Below are 17,455 nucleotides of genomic sequence, written 5' to 3' on the forward strand. Positions count from 1 at the left end.
GCCCTGTTGTTCTGTATCCCAGGCAAACGGGCGGATCGGAATAAAGCGATGCCAGGAAGGCTCCCACCAGCGGGGCAGTCCGTTTATGGTTTGGCACGGCGGTGCCAAGACCTTCTGCCTCATCACACTAGAGGAACGACCGTGCATAACGTCGTCATCAGCGGCACCGGCCTGTTTACCCCGGCCAACAGCATTTCCAACGAAGAGCTGGTGGAATCTTTCAATGCCTACGTCCACCAGTTCAACAGCGACAACGCCGCGGCCATCGAGCGGGGCGAGGTGCAGGCCCTGACCGAATCCAACGCCGCTTTCATTGAAAAGGCCTCGGGGATCAAAAGTCGCTTCGTCATGGACAAGGACGGCATCCTCGACCCGCAACGCATGGCTCCGCGCCTGCCGGAGCGTTCCAACGACGAATGGTCGGTGCTTTGCCAGATGGCGGTCGCCGCCGCCGAACAGGCCCTGCAACGGGCCGGCAAGACCGCCGCCGACATCGACGGGGTGATCGTTGCCTGTTCCAACCTGCAGCGTGCCTATCCGGCCATCGCCATCGAAGTCCAGGCCGCCCTGGGCATCCAGGGCTTCGGCTTTGACATGAACGTGGCCTGTTCTTCGGCGACCTTCGGCATCCAGGCTGCCTGCAACAGCGTGCAACTGGGCCAGGCCCGGGCCATCCTGATGGTCAACCCGGAAGTCTGCACCGGACACTTGAACTTCCGTGACCGCGACAGCCACTTCATCTTCGGCGACGCCGCCACCGCGGTGATCATCGAGCGTGCCGACCTCGCCACCTCGGCCCAGCAGTTCGAGATCGTCAGCACCAAGTTGCTGACCCAGTTCTCCAACAACATCCGCAACAACTTCGGTTTCCTCAACCGCGCGGCGGAAGAGGGCATAGGTGCCCGGGACAAGCTGTTCGTCCAGGAAGGCCGCAAGGTGTTCCGTGACGTATGCCCGATGGTGGCCGAACTGATCGCGGCCCACCTGGAAGAAAACCAGCTCAATGTCGGCGACGTGAAGCGCTTCTGGCTGCACCAGGCCAACCTGAGCATGAACCACCTGATCGTCAAGAAACTCCTGGGCCGTGAAGCCACGGTGGAAGAGGCCCCGGTGATTCTCGACACTTACGCCAACACCAGTTCGGCCGGCTCGGTGATTGCCTTCCACAAGTACCAGGACGACCTGGCCAGCGGCTCCCTGGCCGTGCTCAGTTCCTTCGGCGCTGGCTACTCCATCGGCAGCGTACTGCTGCGCAAGCGTTGATCTAGGCTGATGCGGGTGTGGCGCAGGGCCGGGTTGGCGCGTCACACCCTCTCAAACCTGCATGATTGAACGAGGCACGAATGGCTGCTGCTGATGACACGCAACTGCTAGAGCGCCTTTTGGCGGGTGAGCAAAAGGCTTACAAGGAACTGGTCAGTACCTACCAGAGCGCTATGCGCGCGGTGGCTTACGCCATTGTCGGCAACCGCCATGCCGATGAAGTGGTACAGGACGCCTGGTTGTCGGTGGTGCGCAATCTGTCAGGGTTTCAGGGGCGTTCCAGCCTCAAGACCTGGCTGCTGACCATCACGTCCAACGCGGCCAAGGGCCGTTACAAACAGAATCGCCGGGAAGTCCTGCTGGATGACTTGCCCGCCCCCCACGGCACCGTGGGCGATGAGCGTTTCTCTTCCAGCGATGGCCACTGGCTGGTGGCGCCCTTCGCCTGGCACGAAGACACCCCGGAGGCCCTGCTGACCGAGTCCGAGCTGCGTGACTGCCTGGAGCACACCCTGCTCAGCCTCTCGGAACTGCAAAGCAGCGTCCTGCTGTTGCGCGAACGTCAGGGGTTGGAACTGGAAGAAATCTGTAATCTTTTGGGGCTCACGCTCTCCAATGTACGGGTGCTGTTGCACCGGGCGCGTTTGAAAGTCTTCGCCACCGTGGAGCATTTTGAGGAAACCGGCCAATGCTGACCTGTAAGGAACAAGTGGCACGTTCCAGCGACTACCTGGACGGCCAGCTGAGTTTTCGCGAGCGCCTGATGGTTCGCCATCATCTGCTGTTCTGCCCCAATTGCCGGCGTTTCATTCGTCAGATGCGCCTGCTCCAGGCCACGTTGCGGGTGCTTCCCGAGCCGCCTCTGGAAGGCCTGGACGAACTGGCCGAACGCCTGGCTGCCGAGCACAAGCGCGACCTCTGACCTTTCCCCCATGCGGATGCCGCCGTGCATCCGCATCTGTCATCAATCGGTCATCCGATCGAAGGTGACAGCCCTGTAATGTCCCCCCATTCCCCCGCAAACCCTGGCGAAAGCGCTCTAGCACGGGCTTTTTGCCTTATTGCATTTCGAAGTAAAAAAGTTCCCCTGTAATTAAATCTTTATCTATCAGCAACCCGGCTGAAATAACCCATCGCCAAGATTCCCACCCAACACCAGCGGGCCAACCCCGCTTGTTTTCCAACGCTACAGACCACCAATTAGGGGAACTCTTCGATGATCCGTAAGCACTTCGCCGGTTTTGCCGCCAGCGCCCTGGCCCTGGCAGTAACCGCCCAGGCTTTCGCTGGCACCGTCACCACCGACGGCGCCGATATCGTAGTCAAAACCAAGGGCGGCCTTGAGGTTGCTACCACCGACTCCGCATTCAGCTTCAAGCTGGGCGGTCGTCTGCAAGCCGACTATGGCCGTTTCGACGGGTTCTACACCAAGAATGGTGATACCGGCGACGGCGCCTACTTCCGCCGCGCCTATCTGGAATTGGGCGGCACCGCCTACAAGGATTGGAAATACCAGATCAGCTACGACTTCTCCCACAACTCAGGCACCTCCGATGACGGTTACTTCGACGAGGCGTCCATCTCTTATGTGGGCTTCAAGCCGGTGACCATTCGCGCCGGTCGTTTCGACGCCGACTTCGGTCTGGAGAAGGCCACCAGCTCCAAGTGGGTCACCTCCATGGAGCGTAACGCCGCCTACGAGCTGGCCGACTGGATCAACTCCCACGAGAACGGCATGGGGCTGCAGGTCAGCTCGGTGGTGGCCGACATGGCTTACCTGTCCGGCAGCGTCTCGGCCAAGGACATCAACGACAGCGATGGCGACAGCGTCAAGCAGCTCAACGCCCGTGCCGTGTTTGCACCGCTGCATGAAACCGGCAACGTCCTGCACTTCGGCCTGGACTTCGCCAGCCGCGATCTGGGCGATACCGCTTTCGACTCGCGGATTCGTCCTCGCCTGGGCGTGCGTGGCATCGCCACCAACGGCGGCAACGATGCCGGCGCCAACGGCAACCGCGCTACCTTCGGCGGTGGCGTCGGCCTGAACGCCTCGAACCTGACGACAGCAGGCGCTTATGACAATGACCGAGTGTTCGGCGGCGAGTTCGCCTTCGCCAGTGGCCCGTTCTCGGCCCAGGCGGAATACCTGACTCGCAAGCTCAAAGCCGACAGCAACGCTTACAAGGACGTCAAGGCCAACGGTTTCTACGGCCAACTGGCCTACACCCTGACCGGCGAATCCCGGGTCTACAAGCTCGATGGCGCCAAGTTCGACACCATCAAGCCGGAAAACAAGCAGTACGGTGCCTGGGAAGTGTTCTACCGCTACGACAACATCAAGGTTGATGACAAGAACATCGTCGCCGCCACCGCTACCCGTGAAGTCGGCGATGCCAAGGCCAACATGAACACCATCGGGGTCAACTGGTACGCCAACGAGGCGATCAAGGTGTCCGCCAACTACATCAAGGTCAGCACCGACAAGATCAGCAACAGCGTTGGCGATGACAGTGGCGACGCCCTGGTGGCTCGCGTGCAGTACGTGTTCTAAGGCTGTTGCAACATCCAGGTAGAGCTCTTTCTCATCCGTTATAGCTCCTCTCGTTTTGACCCCGCTGCGGCGGGGTTTTTTTTTGCCCGAATACGGCAATACGCTGTTTCTGGAGTGAAGGTTATAGCGATCGAAGGACGCTAGTTAGCCCCTTGGCAGGCGTCAAATTTAAAAAATAAATAGCCTCTGGATAGTTCCCGTCGAGTTTATTTTCGCTGTTGAAATCCGCCATCAATCGTTCTCGCTACAGCCGTTGGCGAAAGTGCTCATGGGCCAGTCGATACGGGGCAATGGTGGATGAGGCGAGGGCGTCGATATGGTTTTTTTTCTGGAGTGATTTTCTTTCTTAAAAAATATTACGGCTTTTTAGAATGAAATTAGTGCGGTTGACAGTCTCGGAATGGCTATGGAAGTATCAAAAAAGATTTCAGATCAAGTATTGGGAAAGTTGTCTGAAAGATAGTGTTCTACACGGAGTTTTGTAGAGCTGGTCAGGCTGATTGTTGTCAGGGAAGTTAGAGCTTTAACCGGATTGTTAATACGCTGGTGGCCGGCGCTGGTTGGTTTGGTCATGCCCCGGCCCGATAAGCCCTTCAAGGAAGTGAAGGGTGGGGCAGAGTAATTAAGTACCCCTGTACCGGGGGTCGCAAGGGATTGCTGACATGACGAAAGTTGAACTTTACGACCCGACACTTCGGGACGGTAATCATGCGCTCGGGCACCGCCTTGGCCTGGAGGACATCAGTGCCTATTGCCGCGCCGTGGATGCCTGTGGGCTCTATTGCGTGGAGGTCGGTCATGGCAACGGCCTGGGGGCTTCGTCCCTGCAACTGGGGCTGGCTCCCCACAGTGATGAAGCGATGCTGAGCACCGCCCGGGAAGCTTTGCAGCAGACCCGCCTGGGGATTCATGCGATTCCCGGGTTCGCCAGGATCGATCATCTGCACATGGCCATCGAGCAGGGGGTGGATGTGCTGCGCATCGCCTGCCATTGCACCGAGGCCGATATCACCGCGCGCTACATCGACTTCGTCAAGTCACGGGGCGCCGAGGCCCAGGGCGTGCTGATGATGACCCACATGGCCAGTGCCCGGACCCTGCTGGAGCAGGCCCGACTGCAGGTCAGCTACGGCGCCGACGCCATTGTGCTGATGGATTCCGCCGGGGCCTACATGGAGCAGGACGCCTTTGAAAAGGTCTCGCTGCTGGCCCAGGAGTTGCCGGTGCCCATAGGTTTTCACGGGCATAACAACCTGGGGTTGGCGGTGGCCAACAGCCTGAGCGCGGTCAGGGCCGGAGCCCGGTTGCTCGACGGCACCATCAATGGCCTCGGCGCCGGCGCCGGTAATACCCCCCTGGAAGTGTTGTGCGCGGCGCTGATGAAGCTCGGTCTGGTGGACGAGGCTCGGGCCTTTGCCATGATCGTCGCCTCGGAGCAGAGCACGGACCGGATCAAGAACGCGCAGCCCCATATCAGTGCCATGAACATTGTCAGCGGTTTGTACGGAGTGTTCTCGGGGTTTGAAAAGCCGGTGTTGAAGGCCGCACAACAACATGGTGTCGCGGCGCTGGATATATATCGCGTGCTGGGCAAAAGAAAAGTAGTGGCAGGTCAGGAAGACCTGATTATTGAAGTTGCGATGAATCTGGCCAAGGCGCTGTGAATTCAACTGACTTCCCATAAGCAAGGAGAGCGCTTTATGGTACTTAGAGTCGCGATATTAGGCAGCGGTAATATTGGCTGTGATCTTCTGTTGAAGGTCATGCGCAGTTCTTATTTGCGCTGTGATTATTTTATTGGGCGCAATCAACAGTCGGCGGGGCTGGACTATGCCGCAAAACTGGGAGTGCGTTGTGATCATCGCGGTATTGATAAGTTAGTTGAACATCTGGATGAAGTTGATGTGGTGTTCGATGCCAGCAGTGCCCAGGCCCATGTGCAACATGCCCAGGTGTTGGAGGGGCAGGGCAAGTTGCTGATCAACCTGACTCCGGCCGATACCGGCGTCTGGTGTGTGCCCACGATCAATTCGAGCACGTTGCGGGATGTAGAGAACCTCAACATGGTCACCTGCGGTGGCCAGGCCTCCCTGCCGATCGTGCATGCGCTGCGGCGCACCGGGCAGCACCTGAACTACGTGGAGGCGGTGTCGTCGATTTCCGCCCGCAGTGCCGGCGCCGCAACCCGGCTGAATGTGAACGAGTACCTGTGCACCACGGAGAAGGCCCTCAAGCATTTCTCCGGCGCTCCGAGCGTCAAGTCGATCCTCAACATCAATCCGGCCGATCCGCCGGTGGACATGCAGACCACGGTCTTCGCCTTGATAGACAAACCGGACATGGCCGAGCTGCGGCACAGTGTCCGCGTGATGCTCGATCAGGTGCGCCAGTACATGCCCGGCTACTCGCTGATCATGGAACCCAGCCTGATCGACGGCAAAGTGGTGACCATGGTTCGGGCCAGGGGGGCAGGGGACTACTTGCCGGCCTATGCGGGCAATCTGGACATCATCACCAGTGCGGCAGTCCGGGCCGCCGAAGATCGTTGCCGGAACTGAACCCAGGACGGGTTCGATGTTTATCTCAGGAGAGTGTCGACATGACCACGGTATATGGAACCTACGGGCCGAAGCTCAAGCGCCTGCCCGAGTGGGTCAAGCGCGTGACCGACTATGTCTACGAGAAGTTGGGCCGGCGGCAGCATTTCTACAGCGGTGAAAGCGCCTTCGCCCAGGAGCGCGGAGCGGAGTTCGGCCGGCGTCTGGCCCAGGGCGAGAGCCTGTACCTGCTGGGGGTCGGTCCCTTCGGGCACAACACCGGCGTGGCCCTGATCAAGGTCAGCGCCAAGGATGGCATCCACATCATTGCCAACAACGAGGAGGAGCGCTTCAGCGCAGAAAAACACTCCAACAAGTTTCCCCAGCACAGCCTGGCAGAGATCCGCCTGATCATGGCCAGCCGCAACATCAGCGCGCAGGACATCTTCTGCATTCTTGGCAGTTGGGACTACATCCGCGCCCTGGGCTTTGACCTGAAGATCATCTTCGAACATGCCCCCAGCAGCCTGACCCTGCTCAACCCGCGGCACGACCCGAACTTCAACCTCAGCCACCTGGTCAAGGGCCTGGGGGCGCCCAAGCGGATCTCCCAGAGCCTGGGCCTGGAAACCACCCAGCCGCTGATCGGCATGCATCACCACAACAACCATGCCTACCTGGCCTATGCCCTGTCGCCGTTCGCCCGGGAGCCTGAGCCGGTGATCCTCACCGTGCTCGACGGCACTGGCGACAACGGTGCCATCTCGCTGTACGAAGTCCGCGACGGCCAGGTCATCTGTCACCGGCAAAACCAGAGCACCATCGACTCCCTGGGCTACCTGTACGGCTACATCAGCTCGACCCAGGGCGGCTGGAGTTTCCTCAGCTCCGAAGGGCGCTACATGGGCGCCGCGGCCTGGGGCAATGCCAGCCGCCTGACCAACCCCTATTACAAGCGCCTGCGGCAGATCCTGTATTTCGCCGAGGAAGGCAACATCCACGTCAACCGGACCATGGTCAACTGGCACATCAAGAGCCACACCGAACCCTATGGCCAGCCGTTGATCGACATCCTCGGCGCGCCCATCGCTCCGGGGGACATGTGGAACCCGGACAGCGTGCTCAGCGTCGACGACATCGAGCATTCGGACATCACCCAGGATCGGGTCGACAAGGCCCAGGCTCTGCAACTGGTGTTCGAGGACGCGCTGTTCCATATCGTCGACCACCTGATCCGCAAGACCTGTGCCCACAAGCTGGTACTCACCGGCGGCACGGCGCTCAATTGCATTGCCAACATGCATCTGGTCCAGCACTTCAATCGCGACTACTTCCAGCGCTACCTGGGCCAGGACCAGTGCCTGAAGATCTGGGTGCCGCCGATCCCCAGCGACTGCGGTGTGGCCCTGGGCGCGGCGATACAGTTCGCCATGCGCAATGGCGCCGACGCGCGCAACGATTTCGCCAGCCCGTACCTGTGTGGCCTGGCACCGTCTACGGCGCAGATCCAGCGCGCAGTGATCGAGGAACAGGGGGTCGAAGCCCGCAAGATCGGCTCTCTGAACCAGGCCGATTCCCTGGCCGAGGTGGCGCGTTTCATGGCCAGCCTGGTGTGCAACAACGCCGTGATCGGGGTGTTCCAGGGCCCGGCGGAAACCGGTCCGCGGGCCTTGGGCAATCGCAGCATCCTGGCCAACCCGCGCAATCCCAACACCCTGGAACTGCTCAACTCGAAAGTGAAGTTCCGGGAGAAGATCCGGCCGCTGGCGCCCATGGTCACCCTGGAAGAAGCCCATCGGCTGTTCGAGCTCGATGAAGGGGCCAAGACCGACGACTACTCGGCCTACAACTACATGGTGCTCACCGCCCGGGCGCGCCCCGAGGCCCGCAGCCGGGTTCCGGCGGTGGTCCATGTGGACGGCACCAGTCGCCTGCAGATCGTGCGCCAGTCCCTCAACCCGCTGATCCACGCCTACCTCAAGCAGATGGGGAAACAGTGCGGGGTCGAGGCCTCGGTGAACACTTCGCTGAACGTCGGCAGCCCGATCGCCCAGACCCCGGCCCATGCCCTGCAGACCCTCAAGCGGGCCAAGGGCATGGACGCGCTGATCATGGTCGGCGCCAGTGGCGACATCTTCGCGGTGTGGAAAACCGACAGCGACTTCAAGCGGCGGCTGGCGGTGTTCGAAGCCCAGGCCCTCGACGTCATGCCTACCTGACAGGCACCTACTCACTCGAATTCCGGAGAGCATCATGACCGACAACACTCAGCCTCAGGCCACCAACAAGTACCGCAACAACCTCAAGGCCTTCGATTACGGCAACCAGTTCTGGGACGAATCCGAACGCAACGGCCTGGCGGGCATCGTCGCCAACCTGGTGGGGGACGGCAGCCTGGAAACCGCCGATGGCCATCGTTTCATCAACGTCAGTTGCTGTTCCTACCTGGACCTGGATTCCCATCCGAGCATTGTCCAGGGCGCCATCGACGCCTTGCATCGCTATGGCGTGCTGGATCACTGCATTTCCCGGATCCGCATCCAGATTCCGGCGCTGCTGGAGCTGGAGGCGTCGCTCTCGCAGCTGTTCGAGGCCAAGGTCATCACCGCCATTTCCGCCGGTGCGGCCACGGCAGGCATCCTCCCGCTGCTGGCGTCCGGGCACCTGACCCAGGGCGTGCGCCCGGTGATGGCCTTCGACAAGTTCGCGCACTTTTCCATGAGCCTGTACAAGCCGGTGTGCGGCGATGAGACCGAGGTGTTCACCATCGGCCACAACGACATGAACGCCCTGGAAGACCTGTGCCGCAAGTACCGCAAGGTCGCCTATGTCGCCGACGGCACCTACAGCATGGGCGGCCACGCGGCCCTTGGGGACTTGCTGACCCTGCAGGAAAAGTACGGCCTGTTCCTCTACCTGGACGATTCACACTCGCTGTCCATCGTCGGTCGCCACGGCGAGGGCTATGTGCGCTCGCACATCGATCAGGTCAATGAAAACACCATCATCGTCGCCACCCTGAACAAGGCGTTCGGCACCAGTGGCGCAGCCATCATGTTCGGCCCCAAGGGCAAGCAGGTGGAGGACATCCTGACCCGTTTCGGTGGGCCGATGGCCTGGTCGCAGCCGATGAACACCGCGGCCATCGGCGCCTCCCTGGCGTCTGCCGAGCTGCATCGCGGCCCGGAGCTGGCGCTGCGGCAGAACGCCCTGTCGCGCAACATCCAGCTGTTCGACGAGTTCATCCGCACCGAGCAGGCCGGCAATGCCTTTCCGATCCGCCTGGTGCAGTTGCCCAACGACAAGGTGATCCGCAGCGGTCGGCTGCTGTTCGAAAACGGCTTCTATGTGTCGCCGGTGTTCTTCCCCATCGTGGCCAAGGACAACGCCGGGTTGCGGGTCATGTTGCGCTCCACCATCAGCGAGGAGCAGGTGCTGTCCATGTGCGAACTGCTGCGTGGCTGCATCGAGTCCTGAACCCATCCATTGCTGCGAGTGTCCGGTTATGCAAACCCGTGGTTATTCAGTTGCCCCCATTCCCCGGTTGCCCCGTTCGATCCTCTACACCCCGGCCTTCAACCTGGAGCGGCTGCAAGGCGCTCGGGAGGCGGGGGCCGATGTCTGCCTGATCGACCTGGAAGACTCGGTGCCCCCAGCCAGGAAAGCCCTGGCCCGGGAGCATTGCCTGCAATTGCTCAAGGCTCCGGCGTCGGCGTCCCGGGTGGCGGTGCGGATCAACGAACTGCGCTCGCCCCAAGGCTTGCTGGACCTTGAGGCCTTCATCCGCCATGGCGTGGCGCCGGACATCGTGATGCTGACCATGGTCCGCGATGCCTGCGAACTGGAGATCGTGCGTGCCCAGCTCAGCGAGCTGAAGCACCCGGTGGAGCTGTACGTCACCGTGGAGACCCTGGAGGCCATCGACGCCATCGACCCGATTGCCAGCCAGTGCTCGGGGCTGGTGTTCGGCTCGGCGGACTTTGCGGCCGAGCTGGGGGTGGAAATCGGTTGGGAAAACATGCTCTACGCCCGCCAGCGCATCGCCAACGCAGCGGCGCGCTACGACATCGCCGCCATCGACACCGCCTGCTATCACCTGGACGACCCGCAGCTATTGCTGCAGGAAAGCCGGGCGGTCAAGGCCCTGGGATTCCATGGCAAGGCCATCGTCCACCCGCGCCAGCTGGCCACGGTCATGGAGGTGTTCAGCCCCAGCCCCGGCGAGCTGGAACGGGCCCGGGAGATCCTGCGTCGGGCGGAGCACAGCCAGGGCGAAATCTTCACCCTGGATGGCGACATGATCGGTCCTCCATTCATCAAGAAGGCCCGCAAGCTGCTGAACAATTTTACCCAGGAGCCACATCCATGATCTCGACCCTGCAACGGCTGGACAACGGTGAGTACCTGGAGTCGCCGGGGATGTTCTTCGAGGACTTCAAGCCCGGCGACGTGATTCGTCACTGGCCCGGGCGCACCGTGCTGGAAACCGACAACACCTGGCTGACCCTGCTGTCGATGAACCATCACCCGCTGCACTTCGACCAGGAGTACGCCAAGGACACGGAGTTCGGCAAGGTGCTGGTCAACAGCGTGGTGACCTTCGCCATCATCAATGGCATGTCGGTGCAGACCATGAGCTTTCGCACCCTGGCCAACCTGGGCTGGGATCAGGTGCGGCTGTCGGCCCCGGTGTTCATCGGCGACACCCTCTACGCCAAGTCGAAGGTCCTGGCCATCCGCCCCAGCCGTTCACGGCCGGGGCAGGGGATCGCCACCATCGAGACCGAAGGCTTCAAGGCCGATGGCAGTGTGGTGCTCAGTTACCAGCGTTCATTCCTGGTGCCCCGGCGCGAGCCCCTGGCCTTGCCCGCGGCCGAACAGGAGGTGCCATGAATTTTCTCAGCCTCGATCGCCAGGCCATGGCTCGGGCACTGTCCATGGGCGAGGCCATCGAGGCCCTGCGCCAGGCCCTGGCACCGGCCATGGCGGACGGCGTGCAAGTGCCGCCGCGAACCATCATGACCCTGGGCGACAGTGCCGAGAGCAACCAAGTGCTGGTGATGCCGGCGGCCCTGCCCTTGGCCCAGGCGGTGGCGGTCAAGGTTTCGACCATCACCCCGGACAACCCCCGCCACGGTCGGCCACTGATCCATGCCCTGGTGATCCTGCTCAGCAGCCAGACCGGGGAAATCCTGGCGCTGATGGAAGGCGCCCATCTGACGGCCCTGCGCACCGGGGCCATGGCCGGGCTGGCCACCGACCTGCTGGCGCGGCCCGCATCCCGGGTGCTGGCGGTGATCGGTGCCGGGGTCCAGGCCCGCAGCCAGATCGAGGCGGTCTGTGCGGTGCGCCCCATCGAACAGCTGTTGCTGCATTCCAGGAGCCTGGACAAGGCCCGGGCCCTGGCGGCCTGGGTCAGTGATCGTGGGTTGTGCCCCCAGGTCATGGTGACCGACAGCGTGGCCCGGGCGGTGCGCATGGCGGACGTGATCTGCACGGCCACTTCCACCGCCAGTGCCGAGCCGCTGGTGCGGGCGGCGGATGTGCGCCCCGGGACCCACATCAATGCCATCGGCGGGGTCGATGAAATGGCCTGCGAGATCGATCCGCTGCTGCTGGGACAGGCGGCGGTGTACGTCGAGGAGCGCGATGCCGCTCTGCGTGAGGCCGGCGAGCTGATTCAAAGCCTGCGCCTGGGGGTTCTGATGCCCGGGGATGTGCAGGAAATCGCCAGCCTGCTGGGCGGCTCCGTCGTCCCGCGAGGCACCGCCAGCAGCCTGTTCAAGTCAGTGGGCACGGCGATTCAGGATGTGGCGGTGGCGGCAGCCTTGCTGCGCTCGGCACGGACCAAGGGGCTGGGCACACGCGTCAGCCTCTGAAACCACAGCCTCTGAAACCACAGTGCCTGGGGCCCAGGCATGACAAGGATGAATACATGGCAGAACAACGATTGTCCGGCAAGAACGCGCTGATCACCGGCGCCAGTCATGGCATTGGCCAGGCCATCGCCCTGGCCATGGCGCGAGAAGGGGCCAATGTGGCGTTTACCTATCAGCGCGATGAGGCCGCCGCGGCCCAGATGCTGGGTCAACTGCAAGAGTTGGGGGTGAAATGCCAGGCCTTCCAGGTGGATGCGGGGGAGGCCAGTGCCGCGCCGCAACTGGCCGGTCGAGTCCTTGCCGGGTTCGATGAGCTGCATGTGCTGGTCAACAATGTCGGCATCACCACACGCACGGGGTTTCTCGAAACCAGCGTCGAGGACTACCACAAGGTGATGAATGCCAACCTGCGGTTTCCGTTCTTTCTGACCCAGGCGGTGATCGCCCACATGCTCGAACGGCGGATCGCCGGCAGTGTGATCAACGTGTCTTCCATCAGTGCCTTCAAGGCCATCAGCCAGATGGCCCACTACCAGTCATCCAAGGCCGGGCTGTCGATGCTGTCCAAGAGCCTGGCCTACGAGTTCGCTGCCCAGGGCATCCGGGTCAATACCCTGTCACCCGGACTGACCGCCACCCAGGGCAACCGCAACCAGTGGCACAACGATCCGCAGTTGTGGCGCGAACGGGGCAAGGACATTCCCCTGGGCCGCGCCGGCACGCCCCAGGATCACGCCGGCGCGGCGGTGTTTCTGGCCAGTGATGAAGCCGCCTGGGTGACCGGTGCCGACATCGTGATCGATGGCGGCGAAGCGACCCTCTGATCCATTCCCACCGAGGGCTTGCCCCCTCATGTCCATCAGGAAGCGCGATCCATGAATTTTGAAGAGCTCAATCGCCCGTTGTTCGATGTGTTTGGCCAGCGCAATCCGCAGTTGATCAAGCCCCAGGGATACAAGGCGACCCCCTTTCCCCTGGCCCTGTTTCCCGCCACTGCCTTTCAGGCGGTGGCCGCCGACCTGCGTCTGATCCTGGCGGCGCAGTCGCGGATGCTTGCCCATTTGCTGACCCTGCACAGCCGCGAGCACATCCTCGAATTGTTCAATGTGCCGGTTCAGGTCCGCGACCTGGTGGATTGGTCGCTGCTGGAAAAGGGCGGGCGGCTGATTGGCCGTGCGGACGTTCTGCTGAGCGAGGATGGCCAGTACCAGCTGTGCGAACTGAACATTGGGCCGGCCATCGAAGGCCCGCAGTTGCACGAATTCTGTGCCCGTTTCCTGGAGTCGCGAGGGGTGCAGCTCAGTGGCTTCGAACACGGGCAATCGCCCTATGTCGATCTGGCGCGGTTGATCCAGCGCCTGTGCAAGGAGCAGCGGCGCAGTCGTGTGGTGCTCCTGGATCTTGAAGCCTATGACCACTGGGCAGGCGCTTCGGCCTACCAGCCGTTGTTGCGCCATGTGCGTCAGGCCTGTGCGGGTCTGGAAGTGGTACTGATCAAGGAGCACCAGTACCAGGCGCAGTGGCTGAGCGCCGAAGAGGGCGCGCGAACCCTGGTCTATCGCCTGTTCCTGGAGGAGGAAATCGTTGATGGCGGCGATCTGGTGCGGCGTATCTGCGGTTCGGGCGCCTTGCTGCTCAACACCTTTGAAAACTACGTGAGCAGCTGCAAGTCATGGTTCTCGCTGTTTCATGAGCCGGCGCTGCGGGCGGTGCTGGACGCTGAACAGCGCGCCGCCATCGATCGCCGGATACCCATGACGGTGCGGGTCAGTGCGCAAAACCTTGAGGGTTTGCTGCAGCGGCGCCAAGAGCTGGTGTTCAAGCCCTGCAACTCCACCGGTGGCAAGGGGGTGATCCTCGGGGAGGAAGCCACTGACGAACTGATCCGCGCCTGCATCGGTCCAAGTCACGGTGAATGGATTGCCCAGGCCACCATCCGCCAGCGCTCCTATGCTTTGCCCCAGGCCTTCTGGAACCAGCCGGTTGAGCAGTTCGTGGTGTTTGGCCTGTACTACATCAATCAGCAGATGTCGGGCCTGTATTTGCGTTGCAACGGTCGCTCCAGGGCGGTCAATGTGTTGTCCGGCGGCATGCCGGGCTGGGCGCTGCCGATCACCGACCAGGAGCACCAGCGGCTGCTGGCGCAACTCAAGACCCAGGAGCCTGAACCGTGCCCTCTAGCGCAATGAACCAGGGCCGGGGAGGACAGGCTCCCCCTGGCGGGAGAAGTGGGCCGGCCCATGATTGAAAGAACCTTCAGCTGGGCGCGCTACGCCACCCTGCCCAGAGAGATCCATGTGGTGCTGTTCGGCACCCTGCTGACCCGCAGCGCGTTCTTCATGATCTGGCCGTTCCTGGCGATCTTCCTGTACCAGGACTATCACCTGGGGGCGACCTTGATCGGCACCCTGCTGGCGGTGGCCATGGTCGGCGGCGCACTGAGCAGTATCTACACCGGCTGGCTCTCGGACCGCTTCGGGCGCCGGCGCCTGATCCTGGCGGGCGCCTTGTTGAGCGCGCTGTCGTTCTTGCTGTTCATCGAGGCCGGCTCGGTGTTCTGGTTCGGCGTGGCAGTGGCGGGGGTGAGCATCGGCTGCTCGCTGCTGGAGTCGACCTGCAAAGTGCTGATCGGCGATTACGTGGAGGACCTGCAGTCCCGGGAGCTGGCACTGTATGCCAACTATTTTCTGGTGAACGTCGGCGGCTCCATCGGGCCGTTGATCGGCATGTTGCTGCTGTCCAGCGTGCGCTCCCTGGTGTTCGCCGTCTGCGCCCTGGTGTACACGGTGTTCGGCCTGCTGCTGTGGCGTCTGCTGCGGGACAAGGAGGCCCGGGTGCAGCGGCATGCCAGCGCCCCGACCCCCAACTTCCTGGTGGCCTTCGGTGCGGTGCTCAAGCATCGGCGATTTACCCTGCTGATGCTGTGCAACACCGTGGCGGCCTTCGTCTATGCCTCGTTCGACTCGACCCTGCCGCAGTACCTGGCGCGTAGCGAAGTGCAGGACCCGGTGACCCTGCTGGTGATCCTGATCACCCTCAACTCGCTGATTGTGGTCTTTACTCAGTTTCCTCTGTTGCGCTTGCTGGAGGTTTATTCCACTCGCTGCCGGCTGTTCTGGGGCATGGCCCTGATGTTAGCGTCGCAACTGGTGTTCGCCGGCTCGCCGGTGACGCTGTTCTGGGGGCTGGCGCTGGCCACGCTGCTGTTGAGCGTGGGCGAGTTGATTGTGTTCCCGATCTTCAGCATCGAGGTCGACCGGCTGGCTCAGGAGAGTCTGCGCGGCACCTATTTCGGGGTCTCCAGCCTTTATCGGGTGGGCATTGCGCTGTCGCCGATCTACGGTGGCGGCATGCTCGACCTGGTGGGGGGGCAATGGATGTTCATAGGATTGGCCGCACTGTGCGGGCTGGTCATGGTGGTACAAAACTACGCCGTCAGGTAAAGGGCAGGGTTGCCGCCTGAGGTTCGAAATCTTCAAGGATGAGGTGTATCCGACATGTCTGTAATGCGCATTCTGGACCAACGTTTCGCGGCCGCCCTCAACGGCCTGGGCGCCACTGACAGTCCGCCGGTGATTCAACTGGCCAGCCGTCCCGAGTTTGGCGACTTCCAGATGAGTGGAGTCATGGCCGCGGCCAAGAAGCTGGGCCTGGCGCCGCGTGAGCTGGCCCTGCAACTGGTGGAGCGGGTGGACCTGCGGGGCATCGCCGAGCACCTGCAGATCGCCGGGCCGGGCTTTATCAATATTTCCCTCAGCAAGGACTTCCTGCGCGAACGCCTGGAGCATGCGCTGCTGACCCGCAACCTGGGAGTCGAACCGCAGCCGGCCAAGCGGGTGATGGTGGAGTACGCCTCGGTCAACCTGGCCAAGGAAATGCACGTCGGGCACCTGCGCGGCAGCATCATTGGCGACGCCCTGGCGCGGATCAATCTGTTCATGGGCCAGGACGTGATCCTGCAGAGTCACGTCGGCGACTGGGGCACTCAGTTCGGCATGCTCCTGGCCTATATGAAAGAGGCCACCGATACCTGCCGGCAGGACTACGAACTGCGGGACCTGAACCGCTTCTACCAACAGGCCAAGCTGCGCTTCGATGAATCGGAGGATTTTGCCCGCCGTGCCCGGGATTATGTGGTCCGGCTGCAACAGGGAGACGCCGAGGTGCTGCGCATGTGGCACACCTTCGTCGAGGTGTCGCTGTCCCACTCCCTGGATATCTTCCAGCGCCTGGGCCTGTTGCTCAAACAGTCGGACATCCGTGGCGAGAGTTTCTACAACGATGACCTGCAGCCCCTGGTCCAGGCCCTGCAGGACAAGGGCCTGCTGACCGAAAGCCAGGGCGCCAGGGTGGTGATGCTGGCGGAGTACGCCAACAAGGAGGGCCAGGAGGCGGCCTTTATCGTGCAGAAGCAGGGCGGTGGCTTTCTCTATGCCACCACGGACCTGGCGGCGATCCGTTTTCGCATTCGCCAGCTCAAGCTCGACCGCTGCCTGTATGTGGTGGATGTGCGTCAGTCCCTGCATTTCCAGCAGTTGTTCCTGGTGGCGCGCAAGGCCGGCTTCCTGCCGCCCCAGGCGGATTTCGAGCATGTCAGCCATGGCACGATCAAGGGCGCCGATGGCAAGCCGTTGAAGACCAAGTCCGGCGAGTCGGTCAAGCTCGATGCGTTGCTGACCGAGGCGGTGGAGCGGGCCGAGGTGCTGATCGCCGCGAAGAACACCGGGCTGGACCCCGAGGCCCGTCGACACGTGGCCCGGGTGGTGGGCATCGGCGCGCTGAAGTACGCCGACCTGTCCCGTCATCGCAACACCGATTACGTGTTCGACTGGGACGCGATGCTGTCCTTCGAGGGCAATACCGCGCCTTACCTGCAATACGCCTACACCAGGGCCAACCGCGTGCTGACCCGGGCCGGGAGCGTCAAGGAGCAGGGCCTGCAGATCATCGAGCCCCATGAACACAGCCTGGCCATCGAGCTGCTGCGTTTCGAGGATGTGATGTTGCAAGTGCTGCGCGAAAGCCTGCCCCACGTGCTGTGTGCCTATCTGTACGGGCTGGCCACGGCGTTTTCGCGTTTCTACGAGTCCTGCCCGGTGATTGCTGACGAGCGTGTCGATGGTTCGCGGCTGAAACTCTGTGAACTGACCGCCCGAACCCTGAAGGAGGGCCTGGGGCTGCTGGGGATCGAGGTGGTCGACACCATGTGATGCTGTGCTTGGCCG

General features: G+C 62.2%; 15 protein-coding genes. All 15 read left to right on the forward strand.

Annotation, left to right across the window (positions count from 1 at the left end):
• Positions 1-141 precede the first annotated feature (141 nt).
• The 15 genes from LOY69_RS07655 (at position 142) to argS (ending at position 17,440) form a co-directional block, all read left to right on the forward strand.
• Positions 142-1,263 carry a beta-ketoacyl-ACP synthase III gene (locus tag LOY69_RS07655; RefSeq protein WP_102861661.1) on the forward strand — a complete coding sequence of 374 codons (1,122 nt, stop codon included), beginning with the start codon at positions 142-144 and terminating at the stop codon, positions 1,261-1,263.
• An 80-nt stretch (positions 1,264-1,343) separates the two neighbouring features.
• Complete coding sequence (locus LOY69_RS07660) at positions 1,344-1,958, forward strand: RNA polymerase sigma factor (RefSeq protein ID WP_102861662.1); 615 nt, start codon at positions 1,344-1,346, stop codon at positions 1,956-1,958.
• Entirely contained in the window at positions 1,952-2,185 is a 234-nt protein-coding gene (locus LOY69_RS07665; RefSeq protein ID WP_102861663.1) for an anti-sigma factor family protein, read from the forward strand. The genes LOY69_RS07660 and LOY69_RS07665 overlap by 7 nt, the downstream gene beginning before the upstream one ends.
• 294 nt (positions 2,186-2,479) lie before the next feature.
• Positions 2,480-3,814, forward strand: a complete 1,335-nt coding sequence (locus tag LOY69_RS07670) for an OprO/OprP family phosphate-selective porin (protein ID WP_102878782.1) — start codon at positions 2,480-2,482, stop codon at positions 3,812-3,814.
• 662 nt (positions 3,815-4,476) lie between these two features.
• Entirely contained in the window at positions 4,477-5,478 is a 1,002-nt protein-coding gene (gene dmpG, locus LOY69_RS07675) for a 4-hydroxy-2-oxovalerate aldolase (protein ID WP_102878783.1), read from the forward strand.
• 36 nt (positions 5,479-5,514) lie between these two features.
• Positions 5,515-6,372: an acetaldehyde dehydrogenase (acetylating) gene (locus tag LOY69_RS07680; protein WP_102878784.1), complete on the forward strand. Its 858-nt coding sequence runs from the start codon at positions 5,515-5,517 to the stop codon at positions 6,370-6,372.
• Between the two features lie 41 nt (positions 6,373-6,413).
• Entirely contained in the window at positions 6,414-8,570 is a 2,157-nt protein-coding gene (locus LOY69_RS07685) for a carbamoyltransferase C-terminal domain-containing protein (protein ID WP_265074342.1), read from the forward strand.
• A gap of 34 nt (positions 8,571-8,604) precedes the next feature.
• On the forward strand, positions 8,605-9,828 hold the full coding sequence (locus tag LOY69_RS07690; protein ID WP_102878786.1) for an aminotransferase class I/II-fold pyridoxal phosphate-dependent enzyme: 1,224 nt from the start codon (positions 8,605-8,607) through the stop codon (positions 9,826-9,828).
• 28 nt (positions 9,829-9,856) lie between these two features.
• Positions 9,857-10,720 (forward strand): HpcH/HpaI aldolase/citrate lyase family protein, encoded by an 864-nt coding sequence (locus tag LOY69_RS07695; RefSeq protein WP_265074343.1) that lies wholly within the window; start codon positions 9,857-9,859, stop codon positions 10,718-10,720.
• Positions 10,717-11,244: a MaoC family dehydratase gene (locus LOY69_RS07700; protein WP_102878788.1), complete on the forward strand. Its 528-nt coding sequence runs from the start codon at positions 10,717-10,719 to the stop codon at positions 11,242-11,244. The genes LOY69_RS07695 and LOY69_RS07700 overlap by 4 nt, the downstream gene beginning before the upstream one ends.
• Complete coding sequence (locus LOY69_RS07705; protein ID WP_102878789.1) at positions 11,241-12,230, forward strand: ornithine cyclodeaminase family protein; 990 nt, start codon at positions 11,241-11,243, stop codon at positions 12,228-12,230. The genes LOY69_RS07700 and LOY69_RS07705 overlap by 4 nt, the downstream gene beginning before the upstream one ends.
• Before the next feature lie 56 nt (positions 12,231-12,286).
• On the forward strand, positions 12,287-13,054 hold the full coding sequence (locus LOY69_RS07710) for an SDR family NAD(P)-dependent oxidoreductase (protein WP_170001312.1): 768 nt from the start codon (positions 12,287-12,289) through the stop codon (positions 13,052-13,054).
• Positions 13,055-13,105: 51 nt separating this feature from the next.
• Entirely contained in the window at positions 13,106-14,419 is a 1,314-nt protein-coding gene (locus LOY69_RS07715; RefSeq protein WP_265074344.1) for a hypothetical protein, read from the forward strand.
• Between the two features lie 51 nt (positions 14,420-14,470).
• The gene (locus tag LOY69_RS07720) at positions 14,471-15,673 is read left to right on the forward strand and encodes an MDR family MFS transporter (protein WP_110595120.1); all 1,203 of its coding nucleotides are present in this window, start codon (positions 14,471-14,473) and stop codon (positions 15,671-15,673) included.
• Between the two features lie 54 nt (positions 15,674-15,727).
• Entirely contained in the window at positions 15,728-17,440 is a 1,713-nt protein-coding gene (gene argS, locus LOY69_RS07725) for an arginine--tRNA ligase (protein WP_110595121.1), read from the forward strand.
• The last annotated feature ends 15 nt before the right edge of the window (positions 17,441-17,455 follow it).

The sequence above is a fragment of the Pseudomonas sp. B21-059 genome, from assembly GCF_026016285.1.
Taxonomy (GTDB): Bacteria; Pseudomonadota; Gammaproteobacteria; order Pseudomonadales; family Pseudomonadaceae; genus Aquipseudomonas; species Aquipseudomonas danubii.